The following is an 18,503-nucleotide window of genomic DNA, read 5'->3' as shown; positions in this document are numbered from 1 at the left end:
GCGCGTTCACTATATCGAAACCCGAATTAATAACAGTTATCTCTAATATTAAACCATGCTAGTATTAAAAATACGAGAAGATATTTAAATAAAGATGCCTATCAAACTATTACGATGCAGAAATAAAATATACTTAATATTATAGTATTATTATTAATTCATTAAAGCAGATTGGAAACTAATGTTTAAAAAATATCGCGAATTGAATGACGGCGCCATGTTATGGGATTCTGTCACTAACCTTGAAATAGATCCAGATTACAGTCAAACTCTCTATTCCAATGGTTATAATATGGTGCGTGTCGATGTCTGGTTCACACCTACTTATTCAAATGGGCCGGGAAATGCACCAATACCAGCTTCCGCTCCTCAAGACATCCTAAATTCAGCTACCCGGTTGATCGACTATAATACAGGTATGGAAATACTATTTCTAGCGACACCGCCAACGCCTGATAACCCTGTTTCGTCCCCTGAATTTCAGAACTTCAAGAGTTGGGCCCAAACCCAAACGGCCAACGATTTTATAACCCCAGGTACAGGGGCTTCGTCGAGGCAAATTGATGACAGCTCCCAAAGTTGCGTAACGTTCTATATTCTATGCAATGCAACGAACCCCAATCCACCTACTCTTGCGCTCGGCGTTCAGATACAGCCCACTGATGGTGATCTTCTTAAGTACTATAGGAACGGATTGTCTAATTTAGGCAACAATGGTCCAAAAGAAATTATAGCACAATCTCCCCGAGTGTATGGAGCAGGTGATTTTTCTTGCACTCTGGAACATAAATATCACGATGGTGAGACTGACAGCTTCTCGGCAACCCCACCAACCAATTATACAGATTTCTCTCCACAGATATGGCGTCAGTATAATTTTGGAATTACTTTAAATATAGAGGAATCTGTTATCTATCGAATATATCCCAATGTAGAAATGCTGAATATCGCATTAAATTATCCACCTGGCTTTGCACCTTACGCTAATAAATCTAAAAATGGCTACAATACGACAGCATATATATGGCCACAGAACGCCGATTCACAACAAGGTATAAAAATTACCGGCTACACAGATTACATGTCTATTGATATTACTATGGCAAATCTCAAAACCATAAGAGGTACGCTGATATTCAGCCCAAGTCTTGTACGTGATGTGCCTGGAAATTTCACTGACATGACTTGCGACTATATCATTACAGCTTATGATCCGTTCGGAAATTCTGGGGCTTTTGCCCCTTCAGTCGCTCTTCCGATCTATACGGATCTGGCGGCCCCACCTCCAAACACGCCCGCATGGACGGCCATCGCCATTCCATCCGGCACCCCCGGCGCTATTAATACTTATCACCGAAAAGGCTCCATGTCCATGAAAACCCCAGCGGGGTTATACGCATGCTTACAATTGAATGGAAATCAGCCGACAAAAAATCTTATCGTCAAAGACAGTATAGTTGCAAATCCTAATACTTCCAGTTGGTATTATTATACCTATAATTCTCTTTCATTTTATATAAATAACGTACAAACAAACCAGTACATGATTGAAACAGAAATCCAATACATTCCAAATGGAAACAGTAACCCTGTAATTCCTAGCCTAACATTGTCTTTTTATTCTACCGATATTCAGTATAACTGGCAACAAAACATATTATATAGCTTTTTACCAATATGGCCTTCACAAGCATTTGCAATATACAACCAAGAAGAAGAACTTTACCTGACAGTGGATATGTCACAAGTCATTTCGGATGAAAATAGTGGCTATTATAATGTTTATTTGGGAGCTTATTCCAGCACCGGGATGGACCCCCAGAAGGGAACCACGGTCTGGTTCATCTCTGATACATGACGAAGGTACGGCAATGGTCGAATGGTTATTTCGATAAAGCCATTAAGAGCAAACTGGATGCCAAATAGAGGTCCCGAACCGTATCACTTGATACCTGTAAGTAGATAGGGACGACCTGTAAAGCAGTCATCGCACGAGTTTTATGCGCGCGATGACGCCAGCCTATCCTTCAGACCGTCGTCATCAACATCGATCATGGGCGCTGAGGCACCTAGGCGAATAATGGCTGAGCGGAAGTCGGTCAGCGGACTTGATATCGGAGATTCGGCCTTTTCGTTTGGCTTCAAGCCGCCTCATACAATTGTCAGATGATCTAATCCATAACAGAACTCCAATATACTATATGCAGTAAATTTATACATGTGAGTTCTATATTTACATCAATATTGAAGGTAAAATTTCATGACCAGTCTAGCATCTCAGTTTTACACGAGGGCGACGAATTTTGCTTCGGCGCTTTCGGGTAACGTCGACCCGCGCATGGGGCAGTATACGATCAACCTGGCGATCGGCACATTGAACGCCAATGACTTGCTAGGTCCCAGTATTCCCCTAGGGCTGAGTTACTCGCCTCAGAATACGGGCAATATGGGTTTCGGCATTGGATTTTCGATTGGCCTGTCCAGTTATGACACGCAGCAGACACTGTTGTCGTTATCGAGTGGAGAACAATATTATACGGATACGAATCTTATTCTGAAGCAAAACAGGCTTCAGGCAGTTTCGCTTCAGAATGACGGCAAAAACTACAAAGTCCTTTACAAGAACGGCACGGTTGAGCTTCTTGACGGGCCGGGCACTGCCAATGCCGTCAAGGTGACGCGAAAGATATTCTCCCCTGAAGGCCGTTATGTCTCCCTGAGCTGGAATTACAGCCAGAACCCGCCGCGCTTGCAATCTATTCAGGATGAAGCAGGAACATCTCTGCTTTCGATCAAGTATCCTGATGCCAGCAGTCTCCAGACGGTCCTTTCTGTACGGCCGGGAACAACAGAAGGATACAATGTCACTCTATCATTTGATAATGGCTATTTGCTCAATGCGAGTTGTGACGCACTGGGTGGGTCAGACAAGACCTTGGAGTGGGCAATAGATTATACCGGCTTCGGCTCCAAGTGGCCTGGCCAATGGGCATACAAGCTGACAAGCCCCGGCGGTCTGATTGAAACAGCCACTTATAGCTCAGGTCACCGCTTTCCCACGAATGCAACCTCTATGCAAAATTTGAGGCTGCCTTATGTCACTCAGTTCACGCGCCAGCCAGGTGGAGGGGCTCAACAGCCCGATTTGACGCTTACCTATGATTATGATCCCGACAGCACCGGCAACAATTTCCTTGGTTTTGGTGCGCCGAATGTCTTTTCCTGGGACGCATCACAGGACACGCTTTTAAACTGTGCGAACGAGTACACGTATCAATCAGCAGAAACATTCACTGATGCCGATCAGGTGAAAGCGACTATTACGCGAACCTATAACCGCTTTCACCAAATGATTTCACAGGTGACGAAGAAAAAAGACTGCTCGGTCACCAAATCCACGACGTATAACACAACCGCGAATACTCCAGTGACTGGCCAGCCCGCCAATTACCAGTTCCCTACGGCAAGCACGACGACCTGGAGCCGCACCACAACAGAAAACGGCAAAATTGTAACCCAGTCGCGCCAGGAAACGGCCAGTTTCACCTATGACGATTTCGGCAACATGGTGACACAAAGTTCCACCAAGCAGGATGCGGCCCAAAACTCTGTTTCGTTGGGACAGATCACTTACGCTTATTACGAGCCGTCTGGCGAAGATCAAGATGACAAAAATGGCCTCGGCTGCCCGGCCGATCCCAATCCCTTCAATATCACAAGCAACATTCCCCGTTTCATCAAAACACAAACCACCACGCCGGCGACCACATCTTACAGCGATGTTCAGAACCACGTGGTGCAATATCGTTATGAGAAGTATAATTTTCCCGCCCAGGCGACAACAGCCGGCCTCGACAGCTATGCCGTCCTCAAGGCTGAAGAACGGCATTTCAGCGGCAATCAGCTTCTGGCAAAAATAGAATATACGTATGACAGCACCAGCAGCGAATTCGGACGGCTTTTGCAGACAGTTGAGACCCATTATCCGCAAGGAGAGGCTTCCGATAGTTATGTGACCACTGCGGTTATGAAAACGACGCCCTCTGACCCTACAATCACGCGCACCACAACCGTCACGACACACGACGGCATCGGCACCAGTCAGAAGCAAACGGCTTCACGGTTTACAGGTCGTGTTACGGAAATCGTCAACGCCCTCGGCGTTGTCTCGCAGGCAAGTTATGACAAGCTTGGCCGCGTTGTAGCTGCTACAACAGCCGTTGGAACGGATTACGAAAATACCCGTTCGTTCGACTATGTGATCGGCAATAGTACTGCCCCGTATACAATCACGGCGACCGATGCATTCGGCAATAAAGGCCAGACCGTAATGGATGGGCTGGGTGGCTTCCTTACCGGGCAGGTAATGCTGAAGGGCGGTTCGGACTGGCAAGTCATGCAAACGCGCAGTTATGATGATGCCGGTCGCCTGACGAGCACAACCAGCAAGGATTTTGATCTGCTTACCAGCACCACCTTCTATGGCCAGATTACAACAAGCACGAATTATGATGACTGGGGCAATTCCGATTGCACGACTGCGTTGAATATCCAGCATTTTGCCTCAATGGATCCCATTGCACTGACAAAAGCCAAGTATAGTGTGTATGAAGATAGTTTGTATGAAGATACTACGAACGACGACAAGAAAACCAGCAAAACAGTTTCGACGCAGGATGTCTCCCTATACGCTACCCACACCGCACTTTATCCATCCGATGCTGCAAGTGGTGCATCAGCCTATAGCACCGTGACCCAGAAATATGACGGATGGAACCGGTTGCGCTCAAGCACGGACGAGCTCGGTCGGACAACCACCTACGATTACGACGCTTTTGATCGGGTCATCAAAACGACATTACCGCAGGCGGATGGAGAGACGAGCGCGACTGTGGTGACGCGCGCATACAGTCCGGACTCTCCAGCGCAAATTCTGATTGATATCTGTGTGAATGGCGTTTCGATGGGCAAGCGTGTTGTGGACGGGTTAGGGCGTTGTACCAGCCAGACCTCAGGCGGCCGCAGCTTTACAGCAGCCTACGATAGTGATTGCGGCAGCCTGACTGCGCCAGCCTCTGTCACCTCGCCTTATGGCGTAACCGTAGACTATATCTACCAAGCGGAATTGGGTGGCAAGCTTGCCAGCAAAAAGATCGCGTCCAGTTCAGTAACAGGTAACACCGGTCCGGGCGCAGACAGCAAAACCCTGACCTACCAAAAATGGACCGGAGCACTGGAAACCGCCACGAGTACGAACGCGCAAGGCAGCTCCAGTATTTCCAACACATTTGAGGCAACGGGCCGCCTTCAAAGTGAAACTTTCTCTCAGGGTGGTTCTGCTGCTACCGCATACGCCTACACCACAGCAGGAAAGACAAAAAGCTATACCGATGTGACCGGCGTTACATGGAGTATCAAGAATTGTGACCACTATGGCCGCCCGACACAAGTGGCTGACACGGATGTCCAGCTTGACCTGTCTTATGATGTGCTGGGCCGCCTCAATTGCTGGAAAGCGACCGATCTTTCCACCGGCAATAAACCAACCCTGACCACAACGCTCGCTTGGGACACGCTTGATCGTGAAGACACCCGGACGGTCACCAGCAGCTCATCTGGAAATAGCTGGTCCCTTACGTCCACCTATAATGTCAACCATCAGCTTGCCGGCAAAACATTGAAGCGCAATGGCAACTCAGTTCGCGTTGAAACCTACACTTACGACGCGCGCAATCGTCTCACTGAGTATGACTGCAGCGGCACAGAGCCTGCCCAGGATTCCAAGGGACTGGCCATACAAAAACAGACGTTCACTTATGATCCATACGACAACATCACGCAACTTTCCACGACCTATCAGGACAAGTCGTACGATCAAATGCTTTGCGCCTACGACGCTACCGATCCGTGTCAACTGAAAACCGTCACCCATATACAGACGAGTTCTTTCGGCGTGACCACAATGCCCGTTGTCACCACGCTCATCTATGATGAAGCCGGGTGTCTTGTGAACGATGGCGAGGGGCGTATATTTACTTACGATATCGGCATCAATTGCGGCGCGCTCCTGTCTGTCACGAAAGCAGGCCAGACATCGAACCTGGCCCATGACCCCCTGGGCCGCCTCATCGATGAAGATGGAACCAAACTGTTCTATCGGGGCTCCACGCTCGTCAATCAAATCCAGGATGCCAACAACGTGCGTTTCGTTGCCGGGCCGGGCGGCAATCTTGCTCAGGTGCGCACGGGCAGCAATGCAGGTGTTTGGCTTTCAGGTGCTGATGCCAGCGGATCCATCCTCAGCGTTGACAGCAGCAATACGTCCCACCCCCTGACCTATGGTCCGCATGGGGAGCAATCGACTGATGCCGACGATACCAGCCTGCTTGGTTACAATGGCGAACGCAAATCTGTGCTCCTCGACGGCTATCATCTGGGCAATGGATATCGGCTCTACAGCCCCATATTGCGCCGCTTCACAGCTCCCGACAGTCTTAGTCCTTTCGGTCAAGGCGGCATCAATCCCTATGCCTATTGTGCGGGCGATCCAATCAACAACACCGATCCAACCGGGCATATCCGTGTATTTAAAGCGATAAGGAAAGATGTAAGAAGAGTTGAAAGAGATGTAGTGGATGTCGAGGATAAAGTATTAGGGCCCGTGGCGCCGGTGTTGAATGACGCAGTTAGAGTTGGCGTTCAAGCAGCTGAGGTGGCAGATGGCGATGAGGAACCGCTGGTAAAAGATGCCGAGAAAGCCGGTGACAGGGCTCTGAAGGATGGCGCGGAAGATGCCGCAAAAGACGTCGACAGCGATGAACCGCCTGCTAAAAAATCCAGACCCGACGAGCCAAGTGGCGGTGCCCCGAGTGGCAGTGGCAGCGGTGACGCTCCAAGCGGCAGTGGCGGCGGTGATGCCCCGAGTGGCAGTGGCGGTGGCGATGCTCCCGGTGGCAGTGGCGGTGGCGATGCCCCGGGTGGCAGTGGCGGTGGCGATGCCCCGGGTGGCAGTGGCAGCGATCATGTGCCTGAAAAGAATATAAATCAATTGCACAATGAACGCCGCAAACTTCTGAATCAGTATTCTGTTGCCAACAATGATGTAGAGTCTCTGTCTAGAGAACTAAACTATCGCGCCAATAATTTACGTCCCAGATTTAGGGATGGTATGTCGCGGGAGCAAATTCATGATTTTCATGAAAGGTCCATATTTAACTATAACGATACTCAATCTCGCCTAACAAATAGGAGAAATCTATTAAATAGAACCACCAATAGCTTAATTGAAAATACTAACCAGATCAATAGTCTCAAAACTGACAAATTTTGCTTACCTCCCTTGCCATGGGAACTGTAACGCTCGCAAATGCAATGTGTGGTTCCACATTGAACTATAAGGAGGTCCGCCTTTCGGCGGCTCTCCTCCTGCACGATCAGGCAATGCAATGTCTATACAGAACCCGTCCAACACGTGTTACTTATTGATTTTCTGCAAAGCGCGACGGCTCTGAAACATTGGAAAATATCATCACGGATTGACTTTTCGACTTTATTCAGCGGTCTTCAAAGCGGATACCTTGAATATCACTTGAGGTGCATCGTCGATTTATCAAAATAATTACGAAGATAATGACAATATTGAATACTTAATACATAATTAAATTTAATTATCACAAATTTAGAATGGTATAATATAAATAAAACTTATAATAAATTAACTAAATCTCAGAAAAATTACACACGGATATAAGTATACTTCTGATCTGATGAAATTCATGGCAAAACCAGATATGCGCGCTTAACGACTTGTGGATAGCAGCGGAACCCGCCGCTATCCACACCGATCAACACATCCGTCGCGAGCGTTAGAGCGTCGATCTGTTACAATCGGATCAACGCCCTAACTATTTTGGTTTTGGGTGCGCATCTCGTTCCGAACAATGCCTCTCACTTCCCGGCATTTCCCCTAATGAGCTATCATGACATGACGCACGGCAGTGTAATCTTCCAGCGCGTAAATCGACATGTCCTTGCCGTAGCCCGACTGTTTCAGGCCGCCATGCGGCATCTCGTTTGTCAGCATGAAGTGGGTGTTGATCCATGTGCAGCCATATTGCAGGCGGGCTGCGGCCTGCATGCCCTTGCTGACATCCTTGGTCCAGACCGACGAGGCAAGGCCGTAATCACTGTCGTTGGCCCATCGCACGGCTTCATCGACATCGCTGAAGCGCGTCACCGATACGACTGGTCCGAATACTTCGCGTCGCACGATCTCGTCTTCCTGCAATGCACCTGCAATGACGGTCGGCTCGAAGTAGAAGCCATTGGCACCCGATGTCTTGCCGCCGGTCGTCACTTCGATATGCTTGTGCTCGCGAGCGCGAGCCACAAAACTTTCGACGCGGTCGCGCTGCCGGCGGGAGATGAGCGGTCCGATCTCGTTCTGGCTGTCGTCGTCCAGATTGTAGCGAATGCTGGAAACGGCCGACGACAGGTCAGCGACGAAACGGTCGTAAATGCGTGCATCTGCATAGATGCGGCAGGCAGCGGTGCAGTCCTGTCCGGCATTGTAATAGCCGAAGGTGCGGATACCGTTGACAACAGCCTCGATGTCCGCATCGTCGAAAACAATGACCGGTGCCTTGCCGCCAAGCTCCAGATGAGTGCGCTTCACGGTCTTGGCCGCGGCCTGCAAGACCTTCTTTCCGGTGGCGACATCGCCAGTGATCGACACCATGTCGATCCGCGGATGGTTGATCAGCGCATTGCCCACGGTTTCACCGCGCCCCAGAACGACATTGACGACGCCCTCGGGCAGAATATCCGCCAGCAGCCTGGCCATTTTCAGCGCGGTCAGCGGGGTCTGTTCGGACGGTTTGAAAACCACCGTATTGCCGCCCGCAATGGCTGGCGCCAGTTTCCATGCCATCATCATCAAAGGATAATTCCAAGGAGCGATGGAGCCGACAATGCCAACCGGATCACGACGGATCATCGATGTGTGGTTCGGGATATATTCGGCGGCAAGCGGTCCATGAAGATTACGCACTGCACCCGCAAAGAAGCGATAACAATCCACGATGGCCGGAATCTCGTCATTGATGACAGCATTGATCGGCTTGCCGCAATTGAGCGCTTCCAGCGTAGCGAACCCTTCAGCGTCTCGCTCAATCGCATCGGCGATTTTGAGGAGATAATTGGAACGTTCGGCGGGTGTGGTGCGTGACCAGGTCTTGAATGCCTTGTCTGCTGCGGCGACTGCAGCGTCGATCTGTCCTAGCGATGCCTCGGGCAGCTTGAGAACGGTCTCTCCGGTCTTGGGATTGAGGACGTTTTCTTCCGTCTCCGTACCCGCTTCAAAGCGCGAGCCAATCAACATTTCGGTGTTCATGTCGTTCTCCCTTGTGTCATTTCCCGTGACCGGCGACCTGATCGCCATCACGAGTGAGATAGTAGGCTGCGAGGATGGGCAGGAAGGTCACCAGAACCACCACCATAGCCACCACATTGGTGACGGGGCGCTGGCGTGGACGGATCAGTTCCTGAAGCATCCAGATCGGCAGGGTCATCTGCTGGCCGCCAGTAAATGTGGTGACGATCACCTCATCGAAGGACAGTGCAAAGGCGAGCATGCCGCCTGCGAGCAGGGCCGTTCCGATATTCGGCAGGATCACATAGCGGAATGTCTGGAACCCGTTGGCGCCAAGATCCATCGAGGCTTCAATCAGCGAACCGGAGGTGCGCCGGAAACGTGCAACCGCGTTGTTGTAGACGACCACCACGCAGAAGGTCGCGTGACCGAGCACGATGGTCCACATCGAAAACGGAATGTCGAACAGCGAGAAGGCCGAGCGCAAGGCGATGCCGGTTACAACGCCGGGCAAAGCAATGGGCAGGATGACCAGCAGCGAAATGCTTTCGCGTCCGAAGAAGTGGGTTCGGCTGACGGCGGCAGCGCAAAGCGTTCCAAGCACGAGCGCGATCACGGTCGCAATCGTGGCCACCTGCACGGAGAGCGCAAGCGATGACCACACATCGGCACGGTTCCATGTCACTGCGAACCATTGCAGCGTGAAGCCCGGCGGCGGCCATTGATAACTTTTTTCTTCCGTCGTGAAGGCATAGACGAAGATGAGCAGGATCGGCAGATGCAGGAAGGCGAGGCCCAATCCGGCAGCAAGCTTCAATCCGAAAGAAGCGCGGTTGTTGCGATCAGAGCGCATCAAAAGCCCCCTGTTTCTTGGCGATCCAGAGATAGACGGCCATGATGACGATCGGCACGACGGAGAAGGCAGCCGCCAGCGGCACATTGCCTGCCGTTCCCTGCTGGGTATAGACGGCCTGTCCGATGAACAGGCGCGACGAACCGATGATCTGCGGAATGATGTAATCGCCAAGTGTCAGCGAAAAGGTGAAGATCGAGCCGGCGATGATGCCCGGCATGGCAAGCGGCATGAGCACGGTTCGGAAAGTCTGCGCCGGCGTCGCGCCGAGATCGGACGACGCCTCGACCAGATTGCCGGGCACACGCTCAAGTGCTGCCTGCGTCGGCAGGATCATATAGGGCAGCCAGATATAGACGAAGACGATGAAGGTGCCGAGATAGCTGACCGACAGCGAATTGCCACCGATGACGGGTAAGGACAGGATGCCGTCAAGCAGCCAGGACAGGTGCAGTTTTGCGAATATCCAGGTCAGGATGCCTTCCTTGGCGAGGATCAGTTTCCACGCATAGACCTTGACCAGATAGCTCGACCAGAGTGGCAGCATGATGCCGAGATAGAACAGCGCCTTCCAGCGTCCGCGTGCGTAACGGGCGGCATAATAGGCGATGGGAAAGGCGACGAAAGCCGAAGCGACCGTGACCAGCGTAGCCATGAGGACGGTGCGTATGATGATGTCGAGATTGGCGGAATTCAGCAGCTGAGCATAGGTGGCGAGCGTGAAATTATAGTCGATCAGACCGGAGAAATCATCGACCGAAAAGAAGCTCTGCAAGAGAAGCGCTATCAGCGAGCCGATATAGATGATGCCCAGCCACAGCAGTGGTGGCGTAATCATGAGAAACAAAAGCAGGCCAGGGCGACGCCAGAACAGGTCCGACAAGCGCCCAAAGAGTCCGCCGCGCTGCGGCATGATGGAGGTCGGATTTGCTCCGGAGTTTCCGAGTGTGGAAGCCTGCGCGCCGCTCATGCCGCCTGATCCATGTAATGAACGTCACCCGGATTCCAGACAATACGGATATCCGATCCGGTCTCGGGAACGGTTGCACCAGCAGGCAGCATGACATGCAGTCTGGCGCCTTCAGCTTCAACACCGAGACGTGTAGCTGACCCAAGGAAGCTGGCGGTTTCGATCCGCGCCGCGACCCCAACCTTATCACTCTTGTCTGCAAGGCGAATGGATTCCGGTCGGAGGCTTGCCCAACGTCGTTCGCCGCCGAATGCAGCCATAACCTCCGGCGCGACCACATTGGAGGAGCCGACAAAATCGGCAACAAACCTGGTTTGCGGGCGGTTATATATTTCCTGTGGCGTTCCGGCCTGAACGATACGACCATTGTTGAAGACAGCGATACGGTCCGCCATGGACAGCGCCTCGCCCTGATCGTGGGTCACGAAAACAAAGGTGATACCAAGCGCCTTTTGCAGGCTCTTCAGCTCTTCCTGCATCTGCTCGCGCAGTTTGAGGTCGAGGGCACCAAGCGGCTCATCGAGAAGCAGCACTTTCGGCTTGTTGACCAGCGCTCGGGCCAGCGCGACGCGCTGTCGCTGTCCGCCGGAAAGCTGGCTCGGCTTGCGTGCGCCATAACCGGGCAGCTTGACCAGTTCCAGCATGTCCTCGGCGGCACGGTGTCGTTCGGCCTTTCCGGCGCCCCGCACCATCAACCCATAGGCCACATTGTCAAGAATGCTGAGATGCGGAAACAGCGCATAATCCTGAAAGACCGTGTTGACGTTGCGCCGGTAGGGCGGCACGCCGCCAGCACTTTCGCCAAAGATCTCAATCTTGCCGTCAGTCGGCTGCTCGAAGCCTGCAATTAGCCGCAGACAGGTTGTCTTGCCAGAACCGGAAGGGCCTAGCATGGCAAAGAATTCACCGGACGCGATGGTCAAATTGACATGATCGACGGCACGGACTTCGCCGAAGTAACGGCTCACATTTTCGAAACGAACTGCTGCTGTCATGGTTCTATCCATCATGGAGCGCCAGCCTCTGTTGGCGGGCGGGCACGTCTTTCCGTTCCCTTCCTTCAACAGAAGGAAGGGCGATCTTCGAGCTTATGATAGTCGATGTCAGCGACCGCCAATGACGCCGATATAATCCGATACCCAGCGATGATAGGGCACGCATTCGCCCTGGCTTTCGCATTTGGCTGTCGGCGTGCGCCAGAAGCTGATCTTGGCGAAATTATCGAAGCCATTGGTCGCGCAACCTTCATCGGTCAGGAGCGCATTACCCTTGCAGGCTGCCGGAACGGACGGTACAGCACCGAACCAGGCTGCGGCATCGCCCTGAACTTTCAGTTTTAGCGAATGTTCGAACCACTTATAGGCACAATTGGGGTGCTCGCTATCCACATGCAGCATGGTGGTGTCGGCCCAGCCGGTCGCACCTTCCTCCGGGAAAGTCGAGCCAATCTTTGCGTTTTCCGATTTCAGAAGATTGACCTGGAACGGCCATGAGCCGGAAGCCACGACGCCTTCATTCTTGAAATCGTCAATCTGGATCATGGCATCATGCCAATAACGGCTGACGAGCTTGCGCTGTCCACGCAAGAGATCAAGTGCTGCCTTATACTGGTCTTCATTGAGTTCGTACGGATTCTTGATGCCGAGTTCCGGCTTGTGCTTCATGAGATAAAGGGCAGCGTCCGCAATATAGATCGGCCCGTCATAGGCCTGCACGCGGCCCTTGTTGGACTTGCCATCCGGCAGGTTCTGTTCTTCGAACACCACGTTCCAGCTCTTCGGCGCTTCGTCCTTGAAAACATCAGTGTTGTACATCAGCACATTCGGCCCCCAGAGATAGGGCACACCGTAATGCACGTCCTTGACGGTGAACCACGGCGCATTTTGCAGCCGTTCGTCTACGGTCTTCCAGCTTGGGATAAGGTCGGTATTGATCGGCTGAACACGCTTGCCAGCCACAAGGCGAAGTGAGGCATCACCGGAAGCGGTGACCAGATCGAAGCCACCTTCATTCATCAGCGCGACCATTTCATCGGAAGTGGCGGCGGTCTTCACGCTGACCTTGCAGCCGGTTTCCTTCTCGAAATCCGTAACCCAGTCGTAGTTCTTGTCGGTCTCGCCGCGTTCAATATAGCCCGCCCAGGCCACGATGCTCAGCGCGCCTTCACCTTCGCCGATCGCTTTCAGCGGTTCGGCGGCGATGGCCTGCGTCGCAAAGCTTGCGACAGCCATCAAAGCGGTACAGGATTGCAGAATCTTTTTCATCGACCACTCCCGTTTTTTCACATTCAGTGATTTTGTTCCCGGAGTGGATGGTGTGCTGAAACCTTGCCTTTCGCAAATTCATTTATCGAAAAGCTGATATCGGTTTTTCCGATATCGAAGACTAACGCAGCCTGCCGGAACGGGCAGCTTCGGCAATGCCAATAAAGTCACGCGCGGATTGGGGCAGGCTCGATCCCTTGCGCCAGGCCATGCCGATCTGCACGACGGGCAGCGACCCCGAAACATCGCGGCTTTCGATGCGATCGCCTTCCAGCGACCATGGGCGATAGACAAGGTCGGGAAGGAGCGCGATGCCTGCACCGGTGGCTACCAAACTGCGCACGGCTTCCACTGAACGCGTGCGGAAAGCCACATGCGGACGGGCGCCGAGAGCGGCAAGCAGCTTGCCGGTATTTTCCTCGATTTCATCCACTGTCAGCATGATCAGCGGCTCTTTCGCAATGTCGCTTACCGAAATGCTGTCCGTCGGGACCAGCGGATGGCCGAGCGGCAACCACAATCGATAGGGCGAGGTTTCGAGAATTTCCGCGTGAAGTGCCATACGGTCCCGGAGATTGGAGATAACCATCACTGCCACGTCCAGTTCACCACCGACCAGGAGATGTTCAAGATAGGAACCATTATCCTCGATGGCACTGATTTCAACGCCGGGAAAAGCCCGGCGATAGCGGGCAAGCAGGTCCGACAGCACATAACCCGCGACGAGCGAGGTGACGCCGAGATTGAGTTTACCTTTTTCCTGAATGCGATTGTCCGTGAAGGAGCGACGGGCATCCGATACGTCTGCCAGAATTTTCGTTGCGTAGCGCAAAAACTGATGACCGTTATGTGTGACAGTGAGGCCGCGAGGGTGTCGTTCGAAAAGCTCTACGTTCAGGTCCGTCTCAAGTTCCTTGACGGCTTCCGTGACAGATGATTGGGAAATGGATAATTTCTGCGCCGCACGGGTCACAGACCCCTGTTCGGCCACAGCGATGAAATATTGTAACTGCCGCAGGGTAAACGCCATTTTTTCAATTAAGCAAGCGCGCACTGCTATTGCAATAGGGACTGAGTACGAAGCCTAATCGTACCGTCCATACACCGGTCAGTTGCGGTCGATGAAGCATCCATCTGGATGAAAATAATCGAAGTTCCCGTTCCAAATCGCACTTCGCTTCGATGAGAATATCGGCTAACAACCAAGTCGACTTATAATTTACAATTACCTTCCGTATACCATAATATCTATCATTAAATTACTTTGATAATCAAAATAGTTTTGAATGTAATATTATCTTATTTAACTATGATGAAATATTCGCCCATACTTCTGCTATCTTCAGTAGGAGGACATGCGATGCCGAAGATCGTTGGAACCAATGACGCCGATACTATATTTGACACGGAAGAGAATGACCGCATCTGGGCCCTTGCGGGAAATGACATCGTCGACGGAGGTCTTGGTAGCGATATCATCGACGGCGGTGCGGGCGATGACGTCCTGACAACAACATGGCGCAATGTGCCGGAGTTCGATGAATTAAACGGCGCCAGCGGCAACGACCGCCTCATATTCAATTTTTCGGGCGGTGCGGCAAGAGGTGGTGAAGGGGTTGATACGCTCGTTACCGATTTATCCAATCGTTCAGACTCAGTTGCGTTTAACGCAATGCAGGGGCATGCCTATTGGGGAGATGGCAGCTCAAGCTTTGATCACCTCTACTTCACCGATCTGGAACGCCTCAACCTCAAGACCGGCGCGGGCAATGATACTATCGACGCTACGGGCTTCCAGTTTGCCAACATACATGCAGGCGCGGGCAATGATTATGTGCGAGGCGGTACTGGCAACGACCAGATAACTGGTGGAGCGGGCCACGACAATCTACTGGGCGGGGATGGTGACGACCAGATCAAGGGCGGCAGCGGTGATGATGTGATCGACGGCGGTAATGGCAATGACACGCTGTCCGGTAATGATGGCAACGATAAGCTCAGCGGCGGCAGGGGAAACGATACCCTGATGGGCGACGAAGGTAACGACACGCTGAATGGAGGAGATGGCAATGACCGTCTCTACGGCGGAGCTGGAACCGACATATTATTGGGTGGAGCAGGCGACGACTATTTACAAAACACGGGCACGGACGGCGATACCTTGTTTGGAGGCGACGGAAACGACTACTTCACCGCAGGATCAATAGACAGCGGCTATAGTGGCTATTGGTTTGAAATGCACGGCGGTGCCGGAAACGACACGTTTTCGATCTATTCGGATGGAGGACTTGGCACCATTGATGGAGGCGACGGTATTGATACATTGGCCGTCACTTTCGACGATGTGGCAGCCGGTTTCAAATTCGACGCCGCCGACTATAACTCGACCGAGGTGTTCAACATCAGCGTCATCTCCGCCTATCAGGGTGCTCAGGTATTCGGCGGAAACGGCGACGACCGCATCGTCAGCATCGAGAGTTATCGTGAAGGTTTGAGTGGGAACGATACCTATAATGGTCGCGGGGGCAACGACGTGATCCATGGAGCGTTTGGGCTGGACAGCCTTCTCGGTGGCGAGGGCGATGATAAACTGTATGGTGGCGCAAGCTCTGACCGATTATTGGGCGGAACCGGTGCAGACACTCTCAGCGGTGGAACTGAAGCCGATACATTCATTTGGGACAATGCATCACTGCAATCCAACGATATTGATCACGTCACCGACTTTGATGTCCAAGGTGGCGATGTGCTTTTGTTCCGGGATACTGAGGTCATAACTGATTTCGCCAGCTTCGTCGCGGCGTCAGTTGATACACCAGACGGTGTTTTCGTCAGCATCGATGGCGCAACGAATGGGATTGTAATTGAAGGTGTCTTGCTGAGCGAGTTGACGTCCGACGACGTTTTGTTCAGCTGAATTGAACTGGCATTGTGCTGTCCGGCATACGTTTCATCACCAGCGTCAATCCAATAAAGTGGACTGACGCTGGTGGTGACCATTCAAAGATGGTCGCGCGGAATAGTCTGGTTCCATTCGCGGATTTTGACCGTCTCACCATTTTCCTTCGCCGTCAGTACGCCGGAAATGTAGAAACTCTCAGCATCTGAATGCATCTTCGTGATGCTTTCGATGTCGATCATCCAACCTTCACGACCCATCTGATAGGCCTGTGTCAGCACATAGGATGCCGACAGCGGGTCATTGTCATTGACGCGCAGCTCGCGCTTGAGGCTGTGGCTCAACTGTGTGCCGAGATCGTCAAAGCGCAAGATGCCTTCGCCGAACAGACCGCCGATGCCTTCCGTCACATAGAGCGTTTCGCCGGTGACGTGATCCTGTTCGGTCCAGCGGCGCACACTGCCCGGATCAAGCTGGGTCATCGGTGTTGCCGGGCCATGCGCTGGCTTCTGGAAGGAAACCTTCGCATCGTCAGCAGACGGCAGGCGCACGGGCAGATCGAGAACCGATGTGGCGGTGTCGAGCGTCAGCATCACGCGCTTTGGCGATGGCCAGACCATCGGCCAGTAACCCGTTGCAACCGAAAGACGGATGCGATGGCCCTTCTTGAAGCTATAGCCACTATCGTTGAGCTTGATCGCGATTTTATAGGTCTTGCCCGGCACCAGCATTTCCGGCTTGTCATGGCCGTTGATGTGGTTGAGGTTGAAGACCTGATAGCTGACGCGGGTGATGCGGCCATCCGGCAGAACGTCGCTCAGGCGCAGCGAAACCTGTGCAACCGGTTGATCAACGGTAAATGTCAGGCGAGCAACCGGCGCACCCAGAATTTCAAGGTCTTCGGTCAGGACGGCTGTGTCGAAGTTGAGCGAGCCGCCATCGTCAAGACGCTGATCGGTCGGGTGTTCGCCAGGGCAACCCGTTGCCATCCATTCGCCGCCAGCCTTACCGTGGCTGTTTGGCGAGGAAATCGAAAGCACAGCCTTGGCGGCATCGGCCTTGCCCAGCGTGAAATCTGCACCAAGCGCGAAGGACTTAGGCGTGATTTCCGTCGAAGGCCAGTTCTGTTCGCCAACCCAGCGTCCATTGGTGAAGTCGCGGGAGCCAGTCGGCTCAATGGTGTCGCAGACATAGGCGCGCAGCTTCGGCTCGTCCATGATGCCGGTGTCTTTGCCCTTGAGCCACTGGTCCCACCAGCGCACTGCTTCCTGCAGGAAGCCGATTGCCGGACCCGGCAGGCCGTCCTGCGGATAGACATGGCCCCAAGGGCCGATAATACCGCGCGCAGGAACCTGCAGGTTTTCGAGCAGGCGCGGAACAGCATTGGTGTAACTGTCGGCCCATGCGCCAATGGCGAGAACCGGGCACTGGATTGCTGACCAGTCTTCGCAGACCGAGCCATGCTTCCAGTATTCATCGTAATGCTGGTGTTCAAGCCAGAGCGCCGGGAAGAATGGCAGGCGTTCCAGACGTTCAATCCATGCATCGCGCCAACCGGCACCCACAATCGCCGGATCGAGCGGACGCGACTGATAGGCGAGCATGATGGTGCCCCACCACAGATTATCGTTGAGCAGCAGGCCGCCCATGTAGTGGATGTCGTCGCGGAAACGGTCGTCGGTCGAATAGGCGGTGATGATCGCCTTCAATGCTGGTGGACGGCAGGCTGCGACCTGAAGACCGTTGAAGCCACCCCAGCTCTTGCCCATCATGCCGACATTGCCGCTGCACCAAGGCTGATCCGCAATCCAGGCGATGACTTCGAGCGCGTCATCCTGCTCCTGCTGGATGTATTCGTCAGCCATATGTCCATCGGATTCGCCCGTACCACGCATGTCGACGCGGATTGCGGCATAGCCGTTCTGTGCGAAATAGCCATGCATTGGCTCATCGCGGCCACGGGTGCCATCACGCTTGCGGTATGGAATATATTCGAGCACGGCAGGAACGGGATTTGCCTCGGCACCTTCAGGCAGCCACAGGCGCGCGCCAAGACGGGTGCCATCTTTCAGAGTGATCCACAGGTGCTCGGTGATATTGACGGTCATGATCGGTTCCAATTTCAATAAAGAGGAGCCGGTGCGGCA

Annotated in this window: 10 protein-coding genes; 3 read left to right on the top strand and 7 right to left on the bottom strand. The window is 52.8% G+C overall.

The annotated features are described in order from the left end of the window. The first annotated feature begins 181 nt into the window (after positions 1 to 181). Both OANT_RS26480 and OANT_RS14485 read left to right on the top strand, forming a co-directional pair. Complete coding sequence (locus tag OANT_RS26480; protein WP_011982547.1) at positions 182 to 1,858, top strand: hypothetical protein; 1,677 nt, start codon at positions 182 to 184, stop codon at positions 1,856 to 1,858. A gap of 402 nt (positions 1,859 to 2,260) precedes the next feature. Next, the gene (locus tag OANT_RS14485; protein ID WP_011982546.1) at positions 2,261 to 7,357 is read left to right on the top strand and encodes an RHS repeat-associated core domain-containing protein; all 5,097 of its coding nucleotides are present in this window, start codon (positions 2,261 to 2,263) and stop codon (positions 7,355 to 7,357) included. A 609-nt stretch (positions 7,358 to 7,966) separates the two neighbouring features. Here OANT_RS14485 and OANT_RS14480 read toward each other — a convergent pair. From OANT_RS14480 to OANT_RS14455, 6 genes are all read right to left on the bottom strand, one after another. Further along, positions 7,967 to 9,391, bottom strand: coding sequence for a gamma-aminobutyraldehyde dehydrogenase (locus tag OANT_RS14480; protein ID WP_011982545.1), 1,425 nt, complete (start codon positions 9,389 to 9,391; stop codon positions 7,967 to 7,969). A gap of 16 nt (positions 9,392 to 9,407) precedes the next feature. Further along, positions 9,408 to 10,223, bottom strand: a complete 816-nt coding sequence (locus OANT_RS14475) for an ABC transporter permease (RefSeq protein ID WP_011982544.1) — start codon at positions 10,221 to 10,223, stop codon at positions 9,408 to 9,410. After that, a complete protein-coding gene (locus tag OANT_RS14470) occupies positions 10,213 to 11,193 on the bottom strand; it encodes an ABC transporter permease (protein WP_011982543.1) in 981 nt (326 codons plus the stop codon). The genes OANT_RS14475 and OANT_RS14470 overlap by 11 nt, the downstream gene beginning before the upstream one ends. After that, positions 11,190 to 12,188, bottom strand: a complete 999-nt coding sequence (locus OANT_RS14465) for an ABC transporter ATP-binding protein (protein ID WP_040128787.1) — start codon at positions 12,186 to 12,188, stop codon at positions 11,190 to 11,192. Before OANT_RS14465 ends, OANT_RS14470 begins: the two co-directional genes overlap by 4 nt. Positions 12,189 to 12,296: 108 nt before the next feature. Then, entirely contained in the window at positions 12,297 to 13,457 is a 1,161-nt protein-coding gene (locus OANT_RS14460) for an ABC transporter substrate-binding protein (RefSeq protein WP_011982541.1), read from the bottom strand. A 121-nt stretch (positions 13,458 to 13,578) separates the two neighbouring features. Then, the gene (locus tag OANT_RS14455; RefSeq protein ID WP_011982540.1) at positions 13,579 to 14,487 is read right to left on the bottom strand and encodes a LysR family transcriptional regulator; all 909 of its coding nucleotides are present in this window, start codon (positions 14,485 to 14,487) and stop codon (positions 13,579 to 13,581) included. Between the two features lie 330 nt (positions 14,488 to 14,817). Here OANT_RS14455 and OANT_RS27350 point away from each other — a divergent pair, with 330 nt between their 5' ends. After that, the gene (locus OANT_RS27350; RefSeq protein WP_011982539.1) at positions 14,818 to 16,374 is read left to right on the top strand and encodes a calcium-binding protein; all 1,557 of its coding nucleotides are present in this window, start codon (positions 14,818 to 14,820) and stop codon (positions 16,372 to 16,374) included. Between the two features lie 83 nt (positions 16,375 to 16,457). Here OANT_RS27350 and OANT_RS14445 read toward each other — a convergent pair whose 3' ends face one another. After that, positions 16,458 to 18,464: a CocE/NonD family hydrolase gene (locus OANT_RS14445; RefSeq protein WP_011982538.1), complete on the bottom strand. Its 2,007-nt coding sequence runs from the start codon at positions 18,462 to 18,464 to the stop codon at positions 16,458 to 16,460. Positions 18,465 to 18,503 lie beyond the last annotated feature (39 nt).

This window comes from Brucella anthropi ATCC 49188 (genome assembly GCF_000017405.1).
Lineage (GTDB): Bacteria > Pseudomonadota > Alphaproteobacteria > Rhizobiales > Rhizobiaceae > Brucella > Brucella anthropi.
Note: the sequence above shows the minus strand (reverse complement) of the source record. Positions and strands in the feature narration are given on the sequence as shown.